The 18,752-nt window shown below is 71.9% G+C and carries 17 protein-coding genes; 7 read left to right on the forward strand and 10 right to left on the reverse strand.

The window, feature by feature from the left end; genetic code table 11:
- The first annotated feature begins 37 nt into the window (after positions 1-37).
- Positions 38-946, forward strand: coding sequence for a 5'-3' exonuclease (locus tag B072_RS0136875; RefSeq protein ID WP_018535005.1), 909 nt, complete (start codon positions 38-40; stop codon positions 944-946).
- Between the two features lie 50 nt (positions 947-996).
- Positions 997-1,848, forward strand: a complete 852-nt coding sequence (locus tag B072_RS0136880) for a siderophore-interacting protein (protein ID WP_018535006.1) — start codon at positions 997-999, stop codon at positions 1,846-1,848.
- 51 nt (positions 1,849-1,899) lie between these two features.
- On the opposite strand, the gene B072_RS0136885 is transcribed toward B072_RS0136880, so the two are convergent.
- The 3 genes from B072_RS0136885 to B072_RS0136895 form a co-directional block, all read right to left on the reverse strand.
- On the reverse strand, positions 1,900-2,679 hold the full coding sequence (locus B072_RS0136885; RefSeq protein ID WP_018535007.1) for an ABC transporter permease: 780 nt from the start codon (positions 2,677-2,679) through the stop codon (positions 1,900-1,902).
- Positions 2,676-3,698 (reverse strand): daunorubicin resistance protein DrrA family ABC transporter ATP-binding protein, encoded by a 1,023-nt coding sequence (locus tag B072_RS0136890; RefSeq protein ID WP_018535008.1) that lies wholly within the window; start codon positions 3,696-3,698, stop codon positions 2,676-2,678. Before B072_RS0136890 ends, B072_RS0136885 begins: the two co-directional genes overlap by 4 nt.
- 169 nt (positions 3,699-3,867) lie before the next feature.
- On the reverse strand, positions 3,868-4,551 hold the full coding sequence (locus B072_RS0136895) for a PadR family transcriptional regulator (RefSeq protein ID WP_018535009.1): 684 nt from the start codon (positions 4,549-4,551) through the stop codon (positions 3,868-3,870).
- A 261-nt stretch (positions 4,552-4,812) separates the two neighbouring features.
- Between B072_RS0136895 and B072_RS44915 the strand changes: the two genes are divergently transcribed.
- Positions 4,813-6,333, forward strand: a complete 1,521-nt coding sequence (locus B072_RS44915) for an amino acid permease (protein ID WP_018535010.1) — start codon at positions 4,813-4,815, stop codon at positions 6,331-6,333.
- Here the strand turns inward: B072_RS44915 and B072_RS0136905 are convergent.
- Positions 6,303-6,914, reverse strand: coding sequence for a GNAT family N-acetyltransferase (locus tag B072_RS0136905; RefSeq protein ID WP_018535011.1), 612 nt, complete (start codon positions 6,912-6,914; stop codon positions 6,303-6,305). The genes B072_RS44915 and B072_RS0136905 overlap by 31 nt on opposite strands.
- A 122-nt stretch (positions 6,915-7,036) precedes the next feature.
- On the opposite strand from B072_RS0136905, the gene B072_RS0136910 reads away from it, so the two are divergent.
- Complete coding sequence (locus B072_RS0136910; RefSeq protein ID WP_026246683.1) at positions 7,037-8,002, forward strand: pseudouridine synthase; 966 nt, start codon at positions 7,037-7,039, stop codon at positions 8,000-8,002.
- On the opposite strand, the gene B072_RS0136915 is transcribed toward B072_RS0136910, so the two are convergent.
- The 6 genes from B072_RS0136915 to B072_RS0136940 form a co-directional block, all read right to left on the reverse strand.
- Positions 7,996-9,513 carry a cytochrome P450 gene (locus B072_RS0136915; RefSeq protein WP_018535013.1) on the reverse strand — a complete coding sequence of 506 codons (1,518 nt, stop codon included), beginning with the start codon at positions 9,511-9,513 and terminating at the stop codon, positions 7,996-7,998. The genes B072_RS0136910 and B072_RS0136915 overlap by 7 nt on opposite strands.
- 52 nt (positions 9,514-9,565) lie before the next feature.
- Positions 9,566-10,216, reverse strand: coding sequence for an ATP/GTP-binding protein (locus tag B072_RS0136920; RefSeq protein WP_018535014.1), 651 nt, complete (start codon positions 10,214-10,216; stop codon positions 9,566-9,568).
- A complete protein-coding gene (locus B072_RS0136925) occupies positions 10,197-10,595 on the reverse strand; it encodes a DUF742 domain-containing protein (protein ID WP_018535015.1) in 399 nt (132 codons plus the stop codon). The genes B072_RS0136920 and B072_RS0136925 overlap by 20 nt, the downstream gene beginning before the upstream one ends.
- Complete coding sequence (locus B072_RS0136930) at positions 10,592-10,999, reverse strand: roadblock/LC7 domain-containing protein (protein WP_018535016.1); 408 nt, start codon at positions 10,997-10,999, stop codon at positions 10,592-10,594. Before B072_RS0136930 ends, B072_RS0136925 begins: the two co-directional genes overlap by 4 nt.
- Positions 10,996-12,633 (reverse strand): sensor histidine kinase, encoded by a 1,638-nt coding sequence (locus B072_RS0136935; protein WP_051127375.1) that lies wholly within the window; start codon positions 12,631-12,633, stop codon positions 10,996-10,998. The genes B072_RS0136930 and B072_RS0136935 overlap by 4 nt, the downstream gene beginning before the upstream one ends.
- Before the next feature lie 324 nt (positions 12,634-12,957).
- A complete protein-coding gene (locus B072_RS0136940) occupies positions 12,958-13,584 on the reverse strand; it encodes a TetR/AcrR family transcriptional regulator (protein ID WP_018535018.1) in 627 nt (208 codons plus the stop codon).
- Between the two features lie 178 nt (positions 13,585-13,762).
- Between B072_RS0136940 and B072_RS0136945 the strand changes: the two genes are divergently transcribed.
- The 3 genes from B072_RS0136945 to B072_RS0136955 are packed head-to-tail and all read left to right on the forward strand — an operon-like array spanning position 13,763 to position 18,701.
- Complete coding sequence (locus tag B072_RS0136945; RefSeq protein WP_018535019.1) at positions 13,763-14,590, forward strand: urea amidolyase associated protein UAAP1; 828 nt, start codon at positions 13,763-13,765, stop codon at positions 14,588-14,590.
- A complete protein-coding gene (locus B072_RS0136950) occupies positions 14,587-15,189 on the forward strand; it encodes an urea amidolyase associated protein UAAP2 (RefSeq protein WP_018535020.1) in 603 nt (200 codons plus the stop codon). The genes B072_RS0136945 and B072_RS0136950 overlap by 4 nt, the downstream gene beginning before the upstream one ends.
- Positions 15,186-18,701 carry a 5-oxoprolinase/urea amidolyase family protein gene (locus tag B072_RS0136955; protein ID WP_018535021.1) on the forward strand — a complete coding sequence of 1,172 codons (3,516 nt, stop codon included), beginning with the start codon at positions 15,186-15,188 and terminating at the stop codon, positions 18,699-18,701. The genes B072_RS0136950 and B072_RS0136955 overlap by 4 nt, the downstream gene beginning before the upstream one ends.
- Positions 18,702-18,752: the final 51 nt, after the last annotated feature.

Consider the following 18,752-nt stretch of genomic DNA (forward strand, 5'->3'; position numbering starts at 1 on the left):
CATGATGCGAATCGTGACCCAAGAACCCCAGCGCCTGATGCTGCTCGACACCGCGTCCCTGTACTTCCGGGCCTACTTCGGGGTGCCGGACTCCGTGAAGGCCCCGGACGGCACACCGGTGAACGCGGTGCGCGGGCTGCTCGAATTCATCACCCGGCTCGTCCACGACCACCACCCCACCCACCTGGTGGCGTGCATGGACGCGGACTGGCGCCCGCAGTGGCGCGTCGACCTGATCCCCTCGTACAAGGCGCACCGTGTCGCCGAGGAGACGGCGGCCGGGACGCCCGACGAGGAGGAGATCCCCGACACCCTCTCGCCGCAGGTCCCGGTCATCGAGGCCGTGCTCGACGCGGTCGGCATCGCGCGCGTGGGCGTCGCGGAGTACGAGGCGGACGACGTCATCGGCACCTTCACCGGGCGGGCCACGGGACCGGTGGACATCGTCACCGGTGACCGTGACCTCTTCCAGCTGGTCGACGACAAGCTGGAGCGGCGCGTGCTCTACCCGGTCAAGGGCGTCGGCACGCTGCAGATCACGGACGAGGACCTGCTGCGCGAGAAGTACGGGGTGGACGGCTCCGGCTACGCGGACATGGCGCTGCTGCGCGGCGACCCGAGCGACGGCCTGCCGGGCGTCCCCGGCATCGGCGAGAAGACGGCCGCGAAGCTGCTCGCGCAGTACGGGGACCTGGCCGGGATCATGGCCGCCGTCGACGACCCGAAGTCCAAGCTGACGCCGACGCAGCGCAAGCGGCTCGACGAGTCACGCCCCTACCTCGCGGTGGCGCCGAAGGTCGTGAAGGTCGCCGACGACGTCCCGCTGCCCGACGTGGACACGGCCCTGCCCCGCGCGCCCCACGACCCGGCGGCGGTCGAGGAGTTGGCGGCCCGCTGGGGCTTGGGGGGTTCTTTGCAACGACTCCTCACCACCCTCTCAGGATGAGGTGTTAGCTTAGGTATACCTAAGTAGCAGTGGATCAAGGGAGACCGCACATGGCCGAGCGTCCCGCAGCGCGCAAGCCCCGCCAGGCCCGCTCCGCACAGGTCGTGCGCACGGAGCAGCTCACGCCCCACATGCGGCGGGTGGTGCTCGGCGGGGACGGCCTCGCGGACTTTCCCGCCGAGCTGGAGTACACCGACCACTACGTGAAGCTGCTCTTCGCGCCGGCCGGTGTCACGTACGAGGAGCCCTTCGACGTGGCCCGGATCCGTGAGGAGCTGCCGCGCGACCAGTGGCCCGTCACGCGTACGTACACGGTGCGCGCCTGGGACCCGGCCGCGCGCGAGCTGACCCTCGACTTCGTGGTCCACGGCGACGAGGGCCTCGCCGGGCCGTGGGCGGCCGCCGTCCAGCCGGGCGAGACGATGCGCTTCATGGGCCCGGGCGGCGCCTACCGCCCCGACCTCACCGCCGACTGGCACCTGATCGCCGGTGACGAGAGCGCCCTGCCCGCGATCGCCGCCGCGCTCGAAGTGCTGCCGGAGGGGACGCGGGCGCACGCCTTCATCGAGGTCGAGGGCCCCGAGGAGGAGCAGAAGATCGACACCCCCGTCGAGATCACCTGGCTGCACCGGGCGGGCCGGCCGGTGGGGCAGGCGCTGATCGCGGCCGTGACCGGACTCGACTTCCCCGAGGGGCGGCCGCACGCGTTCGTGCACGGCGAGGCCGGGTTCGTGAAGGAGCTTCGCCGCCATCTGCGGGTCGACCGGCAGATCCCGCGCGAGGACCTGTCGATCTCCGGGTACTGGCGGCTCGGGCACAACGAGGACGGCTGGCAGGCGTCCAAGCGGGACTGGAACGCACAGGTGGAGGCCGAGCAGGAGGCTCCGGCGGTCGCCGGGTGACGTGCGGGCGGGGCGCCCTGTCGCGCCCCGCACCCTGGGCTTCTGCCCGCGCTACACCTTCCGCTGGTACGAGCGCAGCGCCCTGATCGACAGCCACACGGCCACGACGGCCAGGGCCAGCAGGGCCCCGCCCCGGGTCAGGACGTCCGACCACTCCGGATCGCCGGACATCGCCGAACGGCCGGCCACCATCGCCCAGTTGAGCGGATTGAAGTCGGCGATGTGCCGCATCCAGCCGGGCATCTGGGACTCGGCCATGAACGCCGTCGACAGGAACGTCAGCGGCAGCAGGAGGAACGTGTTGATGCCGATGATCGACTCGCGTTCCTGCACCAGCATCCCCAGGGCGTTGGACAGCGCCCCGAAGACCGTGCCGAGCAGCACCGAGGCCAGGACCAGGATCACCACGCCGCCGAACCCGCCCGGGTAGGAGGCGCCGCCGGCCAGGCCGAGCAGCACGATGATCACCGACTGGAGCGCGGTGACCAGACCGTTGTCCACGACGTTGCCGTTGACGAGCGCGGCGCGGCTGGCCGGCGTGACCAGGAAGCGGTCGAGGGTGCCGCGCTGGATCTCGTCGAGCGTGGTCATACCCGCCCACATGTTGGAGCTGAGGGCGCTCATCACGACCACGCCGGGCACCAGGTAGTCCAGGTAAGAGGTGGTGCCGAAGCCGCCCAGTTCGACGACGTTCTTGAAGAGGTTGCCGAAGAGGAACAGCCAGACCACCGGCTGGATCAAGGTGATGATCAGGTACGCGGGCTGGCGCACGAACACCATGAGTTGACGCTGCGTCATGTACCAGGTCTGGGTGAGGGTCGCGGAACTCATCGCGCACCTCCGGCCAGAGCGGGCTGTCCGGTGACGGCGGTGTCCGCTTCCGCTTCCGCGTAGCGACGCCCCGCGTACCGCAGGTACACGTCGTCGAGCGAGGGCCGGGCGACGGTCGCCGAGGCCACCGCGACGCCGACCCGCTCCAGCGTGCCGAGCAGCAGCGGCACCGCCGCCGCGCCGTCGTCCGCGCGCACGGTGATGCGGCGGCCGCCGACGTGGTGGGCCTCGCTCACGCCCGGCACCGCGCCCAGGGCGCCGTCCAGGAGCGTACGACCGGCTTCTCCGAGGGGTTCGCTCAGCTCCAAGTGGACGGCGTCGCCGCGCAGTTCACCCTTGAGGGCGTCGGGTGTGCCGGTCACGACGACCCGGCCGCGGTCGACGATCGCGATGCGTTCGGCGAGCCGGTCGGCCTCCTCCAGGTAGTGCGTGGTGAGCAGGATCGTGAGGCCCTCGTCGCCGGCGAGGCGGGCGATCTCGTCCCACATCGCCGTCCGCGCCTCGGGGTCGAGGCCCGTCGTCGGTTCGTCGAGGAAGAGCACCTCGGGGCGGTGGACGAGGCCGAGCGCCACGTCGAGGCGGCGTCGCATGCCGCCGGAGTAGCCCTTGACGGTCCGGCGCGCCGCGTCGGTGAGGGTGAACCGGTCGAGAAGCTCGTCGACCCGCTGGTCGAGGGCGGCGCCGCTCAACCCGTGCAGCCTGCCCTGGAGTCGGAGGTTCTCGCGGCCGGTGGCGGTCGGGTCGGCGCCGGACTTCTGGGCGACGACACCGATCGCGCGGCGCACCCGCTCGGGACGGCGCAGCACGTCGTGGCCCGCGACCTCGGCGCTGCCGGAGTCGGGCCGGGCGAGGGTGGTCAGGATCTTGACGGTGGTGGACTTGCCCGCCCCGTTCGGCCCGAGGAGGCCGAAGACGGTGCCGGGCGCGACCTCGATGTCCAGGGAGTCGAGCGCCCTGACATCGCGGGGATAGGTCTTCACCAAGTGACGCGCCCGCACTGCGGGCGCCAGGCTGTTCATGACGAAAGGTCTCCTGCTCGTACGCGGATGACGACTGATCCACGCGCAGGGCGCCGGGCTATCCTGGGTGTGCCGCACCTCGATGGCCTGGCCTGCCGCACGGTGGGTCGGTCCGGGGTTCGAGACCCTGGCGGGGCTGCTGCAACAGCTCCGCCGGGGTCGTTCTTCTTCAGCTGTCGGTCCGGTCCTCCTCCATGCCGTCCATGCCCTCCGTGCCGCCTGCGCCTTCCATGTCCTGGAATTCCGGGGGCACTTCACCGGTCTCGCGGAACGTCCGCCAGGCGGCGACGCCGTCGAGCGAACCGTCCTTCACCTCCGCGAGGAACGACCGCAGCCATGCGGCCTGCGCCTCGAGCTGGTGCACCTGGTACTCGGTCTCCACGAGGAAGAGCCGCGGCAGGGTCTCGTACAGCTTCGCGAGGCCGCCGCGCGTGCCGGCGATCTGCACCTCCAGGCTCGCGAGCCGCTCCTCCAGAAGGCGCACCGCCTCGTCGGGATGGATGATCCCGATCAGCGAGAGCGCCGTCTCGAAGATCGGATACTCGCGGGCCGGCTCGGCCAGCAGGTCGGACAGCCACTCGACCGCCTCCTCGCGGCCGGCGTCCGTGATGCCGTACAGGGTGCGCTCCGGCCGGTTCCCCTGCCGCTGCACCTCCGCGACCTCGACGAACCCGTGCTTCTCCAGGTTCTGCACGACCGTGTAGAGCGAGCCGTAATTGATCTTCGTGCTGCTGTCCTTGCCGCGCCGGCGCAGCGTCCGGGCGATCTCGTACGGGTGCATGGACTTCTCCATGAGCAGGACCATGACCGCGAGCGCCAGCGGATTGCCGAGCTTGCGTCGCTTCGTCGCCACGATCCCTCACCTCCTCCGTGACCCGCCCGCACGGGATTCCACCCGCAGGACCTCGCTCCCGAATACTCGTCGACGAACATATCGCGAATCCCCGGTCCCGTGAATACGCGATGCATCGCGTATCGCCGGAGGTGCCCCGCGAACAGGTGAGGAGTTGGGCCCCACCGCGACACGGCCGCGTCACGCCTGCGAAACAGGCCGCCCCTAATTTCTGTCGCTCGACAGGAATCCCGGCCACCCATCCAGGCAGGTGCTGCGCCCGTGACCACGATCGCCCCGCCCGACGACACCTCGCTCACGGAGTTCGGCTACCGGCAGGAGCTGCACCGCAGCCTCGGCCGGTACGCGTCGTTCGCCGCGGGCTTCTCCTTCATCTCGGTCCTGACGACGGTGTTCCAGTTCTTCGCCGTCGGCTACTCGTTCGGCGGCCCGGTCTTCTTCTGGACCTGGCCCGCGGTGCTCGCCGGGCAGCTGCTCGTCGCCGCGTGCTTCGCCGAACTCGCCGCCCGTTACCCGATCTCGGGCGCGATCTACCAGTGGTCGTCCCGCCTGTCCACGCCCTCCTTCGGCTGGTACGCGGGCTGGATCATGGTGGTCGGGCAGATCGTGGTGGTCGCCGCGGTGGCGCTGGCGCTGCAGATGGTGATGCCGCCGCTGTGGTCCGGGTTCCAGCTGGTGGGCGGCGATCCCGCTCCCACGTCGCCCACGGGCGCGGCCAACGCGGCCGTGCTCGGCGTGATCCTGCTGGCCCTGACGACGCTGGTGAACGTCGTCGACAACCGTGTGATGTCGTGGATCAACCGGGTCGGCGTGACCGCGGAGATCATCGGCGCGGTCCTGATCGTGGTGCTGCTCCTCACCCACTCCGAGCGCTCCCCCGGCATCACCTTCCACACCGGCGCGGCGGGACAGTCGGGCCTGCTGGCCGCGCTGTTGACGGGGTCGCTGACCGCCGCGTACGTCCTGATCGGCTTCGACAGCGCGGGCGAGATGAGCGAGGAGACGCGCGGCCCGCGCCGCACCGCGCCCCGCACGATCCTCACCGCGCTGGGCGCCGCGGGCCTGATCGGCGGACTGCTCGTGCTCGGCGGGATCCTGGCCGCCCCGAGCCTGACCGACGGCCGCCTGGCCACCGACGGGCTCAGCTACGTGCTGACCAGCAGCCTCGGCGACGGTGTCGGCCGCGCCCTGCTCGCCGACGTGGTGATCGCCGTCGCGGTGGCCACCCTCGCCATCCAGACGGCGGCCTGCCGGATGCTCTTCTCGATGGCGCGGGACGGCGAACTCCCCTGCTCCCGCGCCCTGTCGAGGGTCAGCCCGCGCACCGGGATGCCGACCGGGCCCGCGCTCGTCGTGGGCACCCTGGCGGCGGCCCTGCTCCTGCTGAACTTCGCCTCGCCGGACGCCTTCCTGGCCATCGGCACGACCTGCATCGCCATGCTGTATCTCGCCTACGCGATGGTGACGGGGCCGATGCTGGTGCGCAGGCTGCGCGGCACCTACCGGGGCACCCGGGACGACGGCGTCGACGAGTCGGGCCGCCCCCTGTTCGCGCTGGGCCGCTGGGGCCTGCCGGTGAACGCGCTGGCTCTGCTCTACGGCCTGTTCATGACGGTCAACCTGGCCTGGCCGCGGGCCGCGGTCTACGACCCGGCGGGCGGCACCTGGTACTTCCAGTGGTTCACCGTGCTGTTCGTGCTCGTCACGGTGGCGGCAGGCGCGGCCTTCCGGTGGCGGCGCCGGACGCGGACTCAGCCGGAGGCGGTCGTCGTGGCCGCCTGAGGATCGCCCTGCACCCGCGCGTGCACGTGCATGTCGTGCCATCCGTCGGTGTGCAGCAGGGCGCTGCGCGCGATGCCTTCGAGGGCGTACCCGCACTTGTCGGCGACCCGGCACGAACTCCCGTTGTCCACCGAGTGGTTGAGCGTGATGCGGTGGAAGCCGACGGTGTCGAGGGCCCAGCGCGTGAGGGCGTCGACCGCGCGCGGGGCGACCCCGCGGCCCCGGGCCCTCGGCAGCGTCCAGTACGCGACCTGGGTGACCCCGGCGGCGAGGATCGTCTCCCGCAGCGCGACCCGGCCGAGCGCCTCGTCCGTGGTCGCGTCCGCCACCGCCCAGTGCGCGTCGTACTCCTCGGCCCAGGCGGCCCGCCAGCCGCGGATCAGGTCCCGGGCCTCCTCGGCAGACGCGGTCTCGCGCGCGTGCCACCGCTGGATCGTCGGGTCGCGGAACGCGGTGTGCACGGCGTCCGCGTCCGTCTCGGCCCACGGCCGCAGGATCAGGCCGGCGCCGGCGGGCAGGGTGGGTTGCGGGCGGTGGGCCAGGGTTCCCCGAGGCAGCACGGGCGGGATCAACGACGGCATGCGACCACTCTCCCAGGGGCGCGGGGAACCGCGCGAGCAACCCACGACAGCCTGCACCCGCGAGCGCCACGAGCCCCTACGGAGAGACGGCGCGCCCCTCGCCCCACGTACCCTTGCACCCGATGACCCGCCGCCGACGCACCCCGCCCTCCCCCCTGCCCCAGCGCGACGGGGTCGACCCGGTGCGGGTGCGGCTGCCGCTCGACAAAGCGGGGACCTGGGCCACCGTCCGCGACCATCTCGTGGGCCGGCTCTCCGCGGGTGACGGCACGATCGACGCGATGATCGCCGCGGAGCGCATCGTGCGGGAGGACGGCAGCCCCCTCACCGCCGACACCCCGTACGAACCGGGCGGCCACGTCTGGTTCCACCGGGACCTCGCACCCGAGACCCCGGTGCCGTTCGCCGTCGACATCGTGCACCAGGACGAGCACATCGTCGTCGCCGACAAGCCGCACTTCCTCGCCACGACCCCGCGCGGCAGCCATGTCGCCGAGACCGCCCTCGCGCGACTGCGCCGGGACCTGGGTATCGCGGCGCTCGGACCCGCGCACCGGCTCGACCGGCTGACCGCGGGGCTCGTGCTGTTCGTCGTACGGCCCGAGGAGCGCGGCCGCTACCAGACGCTGTTCAGCGACCGGCTCGTCGCCAAGGAGTACGAGGCCGTGGCCGCGTACGACCCCGGGGTGCGGCTGCCGGTCACCGTGCGCAGCCGCATCGAGAAGGAGCGCGGGGTGCTCACCGCCCTGGAGATCCCGGGCGGTGAGCCCAACGCCGAGAGCCATGTCCAACTGGCCGCCCGCAAGGGGGCGTTGGGGCTGTACCGGCTGACGCCGCACACCGGACGCACCCACCAGCTGCGGGTGCACATGAACAGCCTCGGCCTGCCGCTCCTCGGTGACCCGCTCTATCCGGTCGTCGCCGACCGCGTCGCCCCGGACGACTTCGGCCGGCCCCTGCAACTCCTGGCGCGTTCGCTGGAGTTCAGGGATCCGGTGACCGGGCACGAGCACCGGTTCGTCAGCACGCGCGCCCTGGGCGCCTGGACGTCGTACGAGACCTGGGCCGCCGGAGCCACGGATCAGTAGCCGCGCCACCACCGCAGGAACCGCTGCCAGGCGCCGAGCCCGTGCTGTTCGCCCGGCTGCTGCGGAGCCGCCGGAGCCACCGGTGTCGGCGCCGGAGCGGGGGCCGGCGCGGGGGCCGGAGCGGGAGCGTGGACCGGAGGGGCCGAGGAGACGTGCCAGTCGGGGGCGCGCGGCGGTGTGATGCTCGGCTTGCCGGAGACCTCCTGCTGCGCCCGCGGCGTGAACGACACCGGGAGCGACACGAGGTGCTGCGACAGGATCGTCGAGCGCCAGCTCAACTCACTCTCGTCGACCGAGAGTTCGGCGTCCGGCAGACGCATCAGGAACGCGTCGACGCCGATGTCCGCGATGGCACGGCCGATGTCCTGGCCCGGGCACTCGTGCGGCCCGCCGCTGAACGCGAGGTGCGAGCGGTTGCCCATCATGTGGGCGCCCGGCTCGGGCCGCACCACCGGGTCGGCGTTGCCCGGCTGGATGCCGAGGATCAGGCCGTCGCCCGCGCGGATGTGCTGCCCGCCGAGCTCGGTGTCCACCTTGGCGAAGTAGCCGACCATGGCGCTGAACGGCGGCTCGTCCCACAGCGACTGCTCGACCGCCTCGGGCACGGTCATCTGCCCGCCGTTGAGCTGGGCGCGGAAGCGCGGGTCGGTGAGCACGACGCGCAGCACGTTCGCGATGAGGTTGGCCGTCGCCTCGTACGCGGCGATGAGCACGAGCCGCAGGTGGTGGGTGACCTCCTCGTCGGTGAGGCCGGCCGGGTCGGAGATGAGGCCGCTGGTGAAGTCGTCCTCGATGGGGGCGGCCCGGCGCCGCACCGCGAGGTCGGTGAGGACGCCCATGATGAACTCGTTGCTGGCGATCGCCGTCTCGGTGCCCTTGATCATGTCGCGGGCCGCCTGCACGAAGCGCTCGCTGTACGCCTCGGGCGCGCCGATGATCTCCAGCATCGCCATCATCGGCAGGTGCTCGGCGAACTCGCTGACGATGTCGCAGGTGCCGCGCTCGGAGAAGCGGTTGATGATCTCCTGGGTGGCCTTGTTGATGCTGCGGCGCAGGCTGCGGTGCTCGATGGTCTCCATGGCGGTGGTCACCGCGCCGCGCAGTCGCGCGTGCTCGGCGCCCTCCACGAAGGAGCACATCGGCCCCCAGGTGAAGACCGGGGCGAGCGGGTGCGTGGGCTTGACCGTGCCGTTCTTCAGCATGGTCCAGATCCGCGAGTCGCGGTTGAACTGGGAGGTGCTGCGCACCATCTGGAGGTTCTCGCTGTGGCCGAGCACCGCCCACATGCGGACGTCGTCGTGGATCAGCACCGGGGCGACGGCGCCGTGCTCGGCGCGCAGCTTCTCGTAGACGGCCGCGATGTCGGCGTCGGCCTCGGGCCCGTACAGCCGGCGCAGCCCGTCCGGGCCGAGGGCGTGTGCGGGGCAGCCGGGCGGCGGAGCCGCGCCGAAGGCGCCCGGATCGTCGTACCCGGCGGATGGCTGGGAGGAGTGGGAGGGGGGAGGCGTCACGGAATCGCTCCGGTCGTGGGGTGAACGTACCTAGGGCGGGCGGGAGTCGGGGTCAGGCGCGGTGCAGGGCCATCTCGTGCAGATAGCGCATCAGGGTCAGCAGCACATCGCGGCTCGACGCCCGGCGGCGCGCGTCGCACTCGATGATCGGTACGTGCGGATCGAGGTCGAGGGCGCTGCGCAGTTCCTCGGCGGGATAGCGCGGGCCGTCCGGGAACGCGTTGTTGGCGATGACGAACGGGACGCCGCGCTCCTCAAGACGTCCGATCACGTCGAAGCTGACTTCCAGGCGGCGGGTGTCGATCAGCACGACGGCGCCGAGGGCACCCTCGAACAGTCCGTTCCACAGGAACCAGAACCGCTCCTGCCCGGGCGTCCCGAACAGGTAGAGGACCAGTTCGTCGGTGATCCTGATGCGGCCGAAGTCCATGGCCACGGTGGTCGCCGTCTTGGTGTCCGAGCCGTAGTTGTCGTCGACGCCGATGCCCGCCTGCGTCATGGTCTCTTCGGTGGTGAGCGGGCGGATCTCGCTGACCGAGCCGACCATGGTCGTCTTGCCGACGCCGAAGCCGCCGACGATCACGATCTTGACGGCCGAGGTGACCGTCTCCGGCATCCGGTCCTCGGCCCGCGGCCCGGGGATGTGCACGCCGCCGACGGCGACCTCGGTGGCGCCGGTGTTCTCAGAGCTTCTGTAGTCCATGCATCACCGCTTCGAGGAGGGACCGGTCCGCCACCGCGCCCCGGATCACCGGTGCGCGCGCCTGGACCTGTTCGGCCGCGAGGAGTTCGCCGAGCAGCACGGTGACCACGCTGAACGGCAGATTGAGGTAGGCCGAGATCTCGGCCGTGGACAGGGGCGACTTGCACATCCGCAGAACCGCCGCCTGTTCCGGCGGCGCCGAGGGCGCCGGATCGGTGCGGGCCACGATCAGGGTGACCAGGTCGAGCGAGGCGCGCTCGCTCCCGTCGGTGCCGCCGGTGATGACGTACAGCCGCTCGGGCTCCTTGGGATCCTGGTTCGGGCGGCGTTCACGCTGCGGAGGTGGTTCGCGGAAAGGTGGTTGTGGGGGACGACTCATACGGTTTGGCCATTGCGTCGCGGCGGGCTGGTGAGGTGGGCGCCGATCCGGATGACCAGGTCACGCATCTGGTGACTGATCATTCCGGCGTCGACGAACTGGTCGGCGAGGACGGCGAGGTACGCGCCCTTGCCCGCGGCCATCAGATAGAAGAAGCCACCGTCGACCTCGATGATGACCATGTTCATCTTGCCGCTGGACTCGGGAATCTCCGTGGCGACCGCGGAGGCGAGGGACTGAAGTCCCGCACAGGCGGCGGCGATCCGGTCGGCGGCGTCGGGATCGCCGCCGTACCGGGCGATGCGCAGCCCGTCGGCGGACAGCACCACCACCTGCCGGACGTTCGCCACGCTGTCGGCGAGCTCCTTGAGCATCCAGTCGAAATTGGCGCGTTGCTGGATCACGGACGGTCTCCCTCGTCGACCTGCTGGTTGTACGCGTCGTCGTGCGGCTTCTCGGTGCCCTCGCGGGCGGCTTCGGCGGCTGCCGCGGCGGCTTCGTCGGGGCGCAGTCCGTTCATGAACGCCTCGACCCACAGGCCGGGTTCGGGCTGGTCCGGCTTGTCGTGCTCCGGCTCCACGGACGGCAGGGGCACCGGTGCGGTCTCCGCCTCGGGCGGCGGCATGGACAGGTCCGGGTTGCGGGGCGTCACGATGATCTGGTTCTCGATGACCTTCGTGTCGACCTTCCTGCGGCGTTGCGGGAGCCCGTTGGCCCGCCATTCGGTGACCACCGGGACGTCGTCCTCCATCGCGGCGACGAGCGGGGCGGAGGGACGCGGGCCCGTGGTGGGGCGCCGGGTCTTCTTCAGCCGCGGCTCTTCCTTGATCGGTACGCCGTTGTGGTCGACGCGGGGCACGGCGGTGGCGCCGATGCCGTGGGCGAGGCCGGGAGCGGGCGCGCTGCTCATCATGTCGCGCGGTACCACGAGCACCGCGCGCACGCCGCCGTACGCGGACTGCCGCAGCGAGATCTGCATGTTGTACATGGCGCAGAGCCGGCCGACGATGGCGAGACCGAGGCGCGGGTTCTCGCCGAGGTCGTTGAGGTCGACGCCGGCCTGGGCCCGGTCCAGCATCCGCTCGACCTTGGCGCGCTGCTCCTCGCCGAGGCTGATGCCGCCGTCCTCGATCTCGATGGCGACGCCGGTCTGCACCTCGACCGCGGTGACGTGCACCCGGGTCGACGGCGGCGAGTAGCGGGTGGCGTTGTCGAGCAGCTCGGCGCAGGCGTGGATCAGGGGCTCGACGGAGACGCCCTTGATGGCGATGTCGCAGATGGCGTGCAGGTCGATGCGCGGGTACTCGAGGATGCGCGACATGGCGCCGCGCAGCACGCTGTAGAGCTTGACCGGCTTGGGCCACTGCCGTCCGGGGCGGGCGCCGCCGAGGACGGTGACGGAGTCGGCGAGGCGGCCGATCAGGGCCGTACCGTGGTCGATGCGCAGGAGGTCGTCGAAGACCTCGGGGTTGCGGCCGTGGTCCTCCTCCATCTCGCGGAGTTCCTGGGCCTGCTTGTGCACGATGGCCTGGACGCGGCGGGCGATGGAGACGAAGGCGCGCTGCGCCGCGTCGTTCGCGGCCGCCTCGCGGTCGACCTCCTTGAGGCAGGCGCTGAGCAGCTCGCGCTCGCCCTTCGTAACGTCACGGAAGGCGGGCTCGGCGTCGCAGGTGTTGCGGACGGCGTCCCTCGGGTTGTCGCCGGTGCGCATCCGGTACAGGGCGTGCGGGAGTACTTCCTTGGCCACGCGCAGGGTGCGGTGCTCCTGGGCGGCGACGTGCGTTTCCAACTGGGCCACGTGGCGGGCGTATTGGGCGTGCTGGCCCTTGATGACGCGGCCGCGCCGGACGGCTTCCGCCGCGACGGCCACCACCAGGAGCGTGCCGAGGGCGCCGCACAGGGCGACGGCGAGGCGCGCGGGGTGGGCCACCACGGCGACGGCCGCTCCGGTGGCGGCGGCCATGACCATGGCGGGCAGCAACAGCACGCGCGTGTAGGGGACTTCTCGGCCACCGGGAGGCGATTGAACACTCACCATGTATGCCCTCTGAACGGTCGGGTCGGGGAGGTTTGCGACGGTTCACTGGTTTTCGTTCCCTGGATCAATGCGAACCATCGGCGCACAGGGGAACAAGCGGCCGAATTTATCTCAACCCGGCTCGCTGCGGGCGAGCTTAGTCCCGCGGGATCATCGCCGGGTCATATTCAGCAAGGGCCTGAAATCGGCCCGCCGACAGGAATACACTCCGCCCATTTGCACGCTCAGCGCCGGATCGTACACATGGAGTGAGGGCGTCCGCCCGTCCGGACGCCTGCCTCCGCTCGGCGGATCGGCCCTGACCAGCGCCTGGTCAGTGGTGGTTCAGACGCCCGCGATGCGCAGGGCCGCGTCCGCGGTGGCGGCGGCGAACACCGCGACGGATCGGTCCGGATCGGATCGGCGGACGAGGATGACACCTTCGATCAGACCGAACAACAGGTCGGTCCGCAGCGCCAGTTCACCCTTGACGAGGGTGGAACCCACGGCCGTCGCGGCCAGCAGCTGCCGGTACGCGTCCTTCAGCTCGTCGCGCACGGCGTGGAACCCGGCGAACCGCTCGGCCCGCACCTCGGGCAGCAGATAGAGCCCGCCGAGGTTGTGCGGCCCGCCGCACAACAGCTCGACGTCGCTGCGGCACAGCTGCCGGAGGCGGTCCTCGGCGGACCGCCCGTCGTCGGCGAGCAGGGCGCGGGCCAGGGTGAGCGAGGGCGTGACGGTCGACTCCAGCAGCTCGGCGAGGAGCTCCTCCTTGCCGGACACGTAGTGGTACATGCTCGCCTGCCGCATGCCGGCCCGCTCGGCGACGGCGCGCGTGGTCGTCGCCGCGTACCCCTTGGTGGTGAACAACTCGGCGGCGGCCGCCAGGAGTTCGGCCCGCGGCGTGAGTCCGCTGTCCGGCCGCCGGTTGGCACGGGGGCGCCCGACGCGGCGTGCTCCTGGGGTGCTCATGCGGCCGATCGTCGCACATCCGCCCACCCATGCGGCGCGGAGAGGGTTCGGTAACGGACCCGCAATGACCGGGCAACGCCGCGGAAGCGCCGCGTCCCTAATTTCTGTCGAGCGACAGAAACACCGCGCACGCCCGATCACGTACGCCCATCAGCACGCCGAGCCGGAAGGTCCCGCCATGGCGACAGCGACCACCTACGGAGCCCGCGACCATGCCCGCGCCCAGGAGGGCACCCGCACCGACGCGATGCCGGTGGTCCCGGCGGCCGCCTGGCCCGAACCCCCGTGCGAGGCAGGCCACTTGGTGTGGGCGGAGACCGTCGCGGGCGGCAACTACACCCACCGCGTCCTGGCCCGCGGCACCGAACTGCGCCTGACCGACCTGACCGGCGACGCCTGCGCGCACGTACTCCTCTACGTCGACGGCCGCCCCTGGGAGCGCCTCAACGTCGCCGACACGGTGAAGGTGCAGTGGAACGCCTACCTGGGCGAGGGACAGCTGCTCCTCTCCGACCAGGGCCGCGTCCTCGCCTCGATCGTGGCCGACACGACGGGCGGCCGGCACGACGCGCTCTGCGGCACCTCCACCCTCGTGCGCAACGAACGGCGCTACGGCGCCGGGACCCCCGAGTCGCCCTCCCCCGCGGGCCGCGAGCTGTTCAAGCTGGCCGCCGCCAAGAACGGCCTCACCCCGCGCGACATCCCACCGTCGCTCTCCTTCTTCCAGGGCGTGGAGATACGGGAGGACGGCGCCGTCGACTTCACCGGCTCCGCGGGCCCCGGCGCGAACGTGACCCTCCGCGCCGAGCAGGACGTGACGGTCCTCATCGCCAACGTGCCGCATCCGTCGGACCCGCGCGAGACGTACGTCAGCGGCCCGCTGGAGGTCCTGGCCTGGCCCGCCGCGCCGACGGCCGAGACGGACCCGCTGTGGGACTCCGCTCCCGAGGCCCGCCGCGCCTTCCTGAACACCGCCGACTTCCTCGCCTCCAGGGGGATCAAGTGACCACATCGACCGTCGCCGCCCGCGCCGCCTGGTCCGCGCTCGTCCGCGCCGGACAGACCCTCACCCTCACCGACCTGCGGGGCAACCAGGCCGTGGACTTCCTGGTGTACGACGCCCAGGACACGGCCGTGCGCTACAGCGCGCCGGACACCATCCACGCGCAGGGCAACCTGTTCCTGACGACGGGCAGTGTGCTGCTCAGCAACGAGCACACCCCGCTCATGACGGTGATCGCCGACGACGTGGGCCGCCACGACACGGTCGGCGGCGCCTGCTCCAAGGAGTCCAACACCCTGCGCTACGGCCACCACACCTGGTCGCAGCACGCGTGCGTGGACAACTTCCTCGCGGAGGGCGCCCGTTGGGGCCTCGGCAAGCGCGACCTCGTCTCGAACATCAACTGGTACATGAACGTGCCCGTGGAGAAGGACGGCACCCTCGGCATCGTGGACGGCCTCTCCGCCCCCGGCCTGCGGCTCACGCTGCGCGCGGAACGCGACGTCATCGTGCTGGTCTCCAACTGCCCGCAGATCAACAACCCGTGCAACGGCTTCGAGCCGACGCCGGTCGAGATGACCGTACAGGAGGCCGGCGCATGAGCTTCGACACGCTTCTGGTCGCCAACCGCGGCGAGATCGCGGCCCGCATCCTGCGCACGGCGCGGGAGTTGGGCCTGCGCACGGTCGCGGTGTACTCCGACGCGGACCGCGACGCCCCGCACGTACGGCTCGCCGACGAGGCGGTGCGCCTCGGCCCCGCCCCGGCCAAGGAGTCCTACCTCGACGCCGATCTGGTCCTGAAGGCGGCGAAGGACACGGGCGCGGGGGCCATCCACCCCGGTTACGGATTCCTGTCCGAGGACGCCGCCTTCGCGCGCCGCTGCGAGGACGCGGGGATCGTCTTCGTCGGCCCCGCCCCGCGCCACCTCGACCTGTTCGGCGCCAAGCACACGGCGCGCGCGGCGGCCGAGGCCGCGGGCGTCCCGCTGGCCCCCGGCACCGGCCTGCTCGCGGACCTGGACGAGGCGCTCGACGCGGCGGCCGGGATCGGCTACCCCGTGATGCTCAAGGCCACCGGCGGCGGAGGCGGCATCGGCATGTCGGCCTGCCGCACCCCCGACGAACTGCGGGACGCCTGGGAGCGGGTCCAGCGCGTCGCGGCGGCCTCGTTCGCCTCGGCGGGCGTGTTCCTGGAGCGCCTGGTCGAGCACGCCCGCCACGTGGAGGTCCAGGTCTTCGGCGACGGCGCGGGCACGGTGGTCACCTTCGGCGACCGCGACTGCTCGCTGCAGCGCCGCAACCAGAAGGTGGTGGAGGAGGCACCGGCCCCGAACCTTCCCGACGCCGTACGCGCCCAACTCGCTTCCTCAGCACGAGACTTGTGCGCCTCGGTGGACTACCGGTCCGCCGGGACGGTCGAGTTCGTCTACGACGCCGCGCGCGAGGAGGCGTACTTCCTGGAGGTCAACACCCGCCTGCAGGTCGAGCACCCGGTCACCGAGGAGATCTACGGCGTCGACCTCGTCGCCTGGATGCTCCGCCTCGCGGCCGGCGAGCCCGACGTCGTACGGGAACCGGGCGCACCCCGCGGCCACGCGGTCGAGGCACGTGTCTACGCGGAGGACCCGAGCCGTGAACACCGGCCGAGCGCGGGCCTGTTGACCCGCGTGAAGTTCCCCGACGGGGTCCGGGTCGACGGCTGGGTGGAGACCGGCACCGAGGTCACCACCGCGTACGACCCGATGCTGGCGAAGGTCGTCGCGTACGGTGCGGACCGCGCGCAGGCCCTGGCCGGCCTCGACGCGGCGCTCGCCGACACCCGCGTCGACGGCATCGAGACGAACCTGGGCCTGGTGCGGGCGGCCCTCGCCACCCCGGACTTCGTGGCCGCCGCCCACTCCACGGCGACCCTCGCGCACGTCACGGACCCGACCCCGCGGATCGAGGTGCTCTCCGGCGGCACGCTGACCACGGTCCAGGACTGGCCGGGCCGGATCGGCCACTGGCAGGTCGGCGTGCCGCCGTGCGGCCCGATGGACGACCGCTCCTTCCGGCTCGGCAACCGGGCGCTGGGCAACGACGAGGGCGCACCGGGGCTCGAATGCACGCTCCAGGGACCGGAGTTGAGGTTCACGCACCCGACGACCGTGTGCGTGACCGGCGCCCCCGCCCCGGTCACGGTGGACGGCGCACCGGTCCGCCAGTGGGAGCCGGTGACGGTCCCGGCGGGCGGCACGCTCACCGTCGGCGCCCCCACCGAACACGGCCTGCGCACCTACGTACTCTTCGCGGGCGGCGGCCTGGACGTGCCGCCCTTCCTGGGCAGCGCCGCCACGTTCACCCTCGGCGGCTTCGGCGGCCACGGCGGGCGGGCGCTGCGCACGGGCGACGTCCTGCACGGCGGCGCCGGGTCGCCGGAGGCGAGGGCGGTACCCGAGCCCGAGCGTCCCGGCATCACCGCCACCACCTGGACGATCGGCGCGCTCGAAGGCCCGCACGCGGCACCGGAGTTCTTCACCGAGGAGGACATCCACGACTTCTACGCGGCCGACTGGAAGGTCCACTTCAACTCGGCCCGCACCGGTGTCCGCCTGGTCGGCCCCAAACCGCGCTGGGCCCGCACGGACGGCGGCGAGGCCGGCCTGCACCCCTCCAACATCCACGACACCCCGTACTCGGTCGGCGCGGTCGACTACACCGGCGACATGCCGGTGCTGCTGGGGCCCGACGGCCCGTCGCTCGGCGGCTTCGTCTGCCCGGCCACCGTGATCACCACCGAACGCTGGAAGCTGGGCCAGCTGCGCCCCGGCGACACGGTCCGCTTCGCCCCGGTCACGGCGGACGCGCAGCCCCGGCCCGCCCTCGTCGACGGCGGCATCCTGGCCCGCGACGGCGACATCACGTACCGCCGCAGCGGCGACGACAACCTCCTGGTCGAGTTCGGCCCCATGCAGCTCGACCTGGCGCTGCGCATGCGGGTGCACGCGCTCATGGAGGCGGTGCGGGAGGCCGGCCTGGAGGGCGTCCGCGATCTGACTCCGGGCATCCGCTCGCTCCAGATCCAGGCGGACCCGACGGTACTACCACAGACCGAACTCCTCTCCTTCGTGCGCCAGTTGGCGTCCACGCTCCCTCCCTCCGACGAGCTGACGGTCCCGTCCCGCACGGTGCACCTCCCGCTCTCCTGGGACGACCCGGCGACCCGCGAGGCCATCGAGCGTTACATGGCGGGCGTCCGCGACGACGCGCCCTGGTGCCCCTGGAACATCGAGTTCATCCGCCGCGTCAACGGCCTCGACTCGGTCGAGGACGTCCACGCCACGGTCTTCGACGCGGAGTACCTCGTCCTGGGCCTCGGCGACGTGTACCTGGGCGCCCCGGTGGCGACCCCGCTCGACCCCCGCCACCGCCTCGTCACCACGAAGTACAACCCGGCGCGCACCTGGACCGCAGAGAACTCGGTCGGCATCGGCGGCGCCTACCTGTGCGTCTACGGGATGGAGGGGCCCGGCGGCTACCAGTTCGTCGGCCGCACGACCCAGGTCTGGTCGGGCTGGCAGCAGCGCGGCGCCTTCGAGCCCGGCTCCCCCTGGCTGCTCCGCTTCTTCGACCGGATCAAGTGGTACCCGGTCTCCCCCGAGGAACTCCTCGACCTGCGGGCGGACATCAAGTCGGGCCGCTTCGTCCCCCGTATCGAGGAGGGCACGTTCTCCCTCTCCGCGTACGAGGAGTTCCTGGCCCGCGAGGCCGAGCCGATCGCGGAGTTCCGCGCCCGGCAGAACGCCGCGTTCAGTGCGGAACGCGACGCCTGGGAAGCGGCGGGCGAGTTCGAACGCGCCGAGGCCGCGACGACGACGGCCCCGCCCGCCGACACCCTGACGGTTCCCGAGGGCGGCCTCGTGGTGGAGGCCGAATTCGCCGCCTCCGTATGGCAGTTGAACGTCTCCGATGGCGACACGGTCGAACAGGGCCAGCAACTCGTGGCCCTGGAGGCGATGAAGATGGAGTCCCCGGTGCACGCGACGGGCCCCGGCCGCGTCCACCAGGTCCTCACCAAAGTGGGCGCACAGGTGGAGGCGGGCACGCCGCTGCTGATCGTGACGCCGCGCTAGTGGCGTGCGTCCATCCACGGTCCGCCCCCGACGTCGTACAGCATCCCTGGA

Origin of the sequence: Streptomyces sp. HmicA12 (assembly GCF_000373565.1) — a bacterium.
Classification (GTDB): Bacteria; Actinomycetota; Actinomycetes; order Streptomycetales; family Streptomycetaceae; genus Streptomyces.

What these genes read in the sequence shown, in the direction of transcription:
- B072_RS0136875 (WP_018535005.1), top strand. Translation starts at nt 38, where the DNA reads ATGCTGCTCGACACCGCGTCCCTGTACTTCCGGGCCTACTTCGGGGTG.
- B072_RS0136880 (WP_018535006.1), top strand. Translation starts at nt 997, where the DNA reads ATGGCCGAGCGTCCCGCAGCGCGCAAGCCCCGCCAGGCCCGCTCCGCA.
- B072_RS0136885 (WP_018535007.1), bottom strand. Translation starts at nt 2,679, where the DNA reads ATGAGTTCCGCGACCCTCACCCAGACCTGGTACATGACGCAGCGTCAA.
- B072_RS0136890 (WP_018535008.1), bottom strand. Translation starts at nt 3,698, where the DNA reads ATGAACAGCCTGGCGCCCGCAGTGCGGGCGCGTCACTTGGTGAAGACC.
- B072_RS0136905 (WP_018535011.1), bottom strand. Translation starts at nt 6,914, where the DNA reads ATGCCGTCGTTGATCCCGCCCGTGCTGCCTCGGGGAACCCTGGCCCAC.
- B072_RS0136910 (WP_026246683.1), top strand. Translation starts at nt 7,037, where the DNA reads ATGACCCGCCGCCGACGCACCCCGCCCTCCCCCCTGCCCCAGCGCGAC.
- B072_RS0136920 (WP_018535014.1), bottom strand. Translation starts at nt 10,216, where the DNA reads ATGGACTACAGAAGCTCTGAGAACACCGGCGCCACCGAGGTCGCCGTC.
- B072_RS0136925 (WP_018535015.1), bottom strand. Translation starts at nt 10,595, where the DNA reads ATGAGTCGTCCCCCACAACCACCTTTCCGCGAACCACCTCCGCAGCGT.
- B072_RS0136935 (WP_051127375.1), bottom strand. Translation starts at nt 12,633, where the DNA reads ATGGTGAGTGTTCAATCGCCTCCCGGTGGCCGAGAAGTCCCCTACACG.
- B072_RS0136940 (WP_018535018.1), bottom strand. Translation starts at nt 13,584, where the DNA reads ATGAGCACCCCAGGAGCACGCCGCGTCGGGCGCCCCCGTGCCAACCGG.
- B072_RS0136945 (WP_018535019.1), top strand. Translation starts at nt 13,763, where the DNA reads ATGGCGACAGCGACCACCTACGGAGCCCGCGACCATGCCCGCGCCCAG.
- B072_RS0136955 (WP_018535021.1), top strand. Translation starts at nt 15,186, where the DNA reads ATGAGCTTCGACACGCTTCTGGTCGCCAACCGCGGCGAGATCGCGGCC.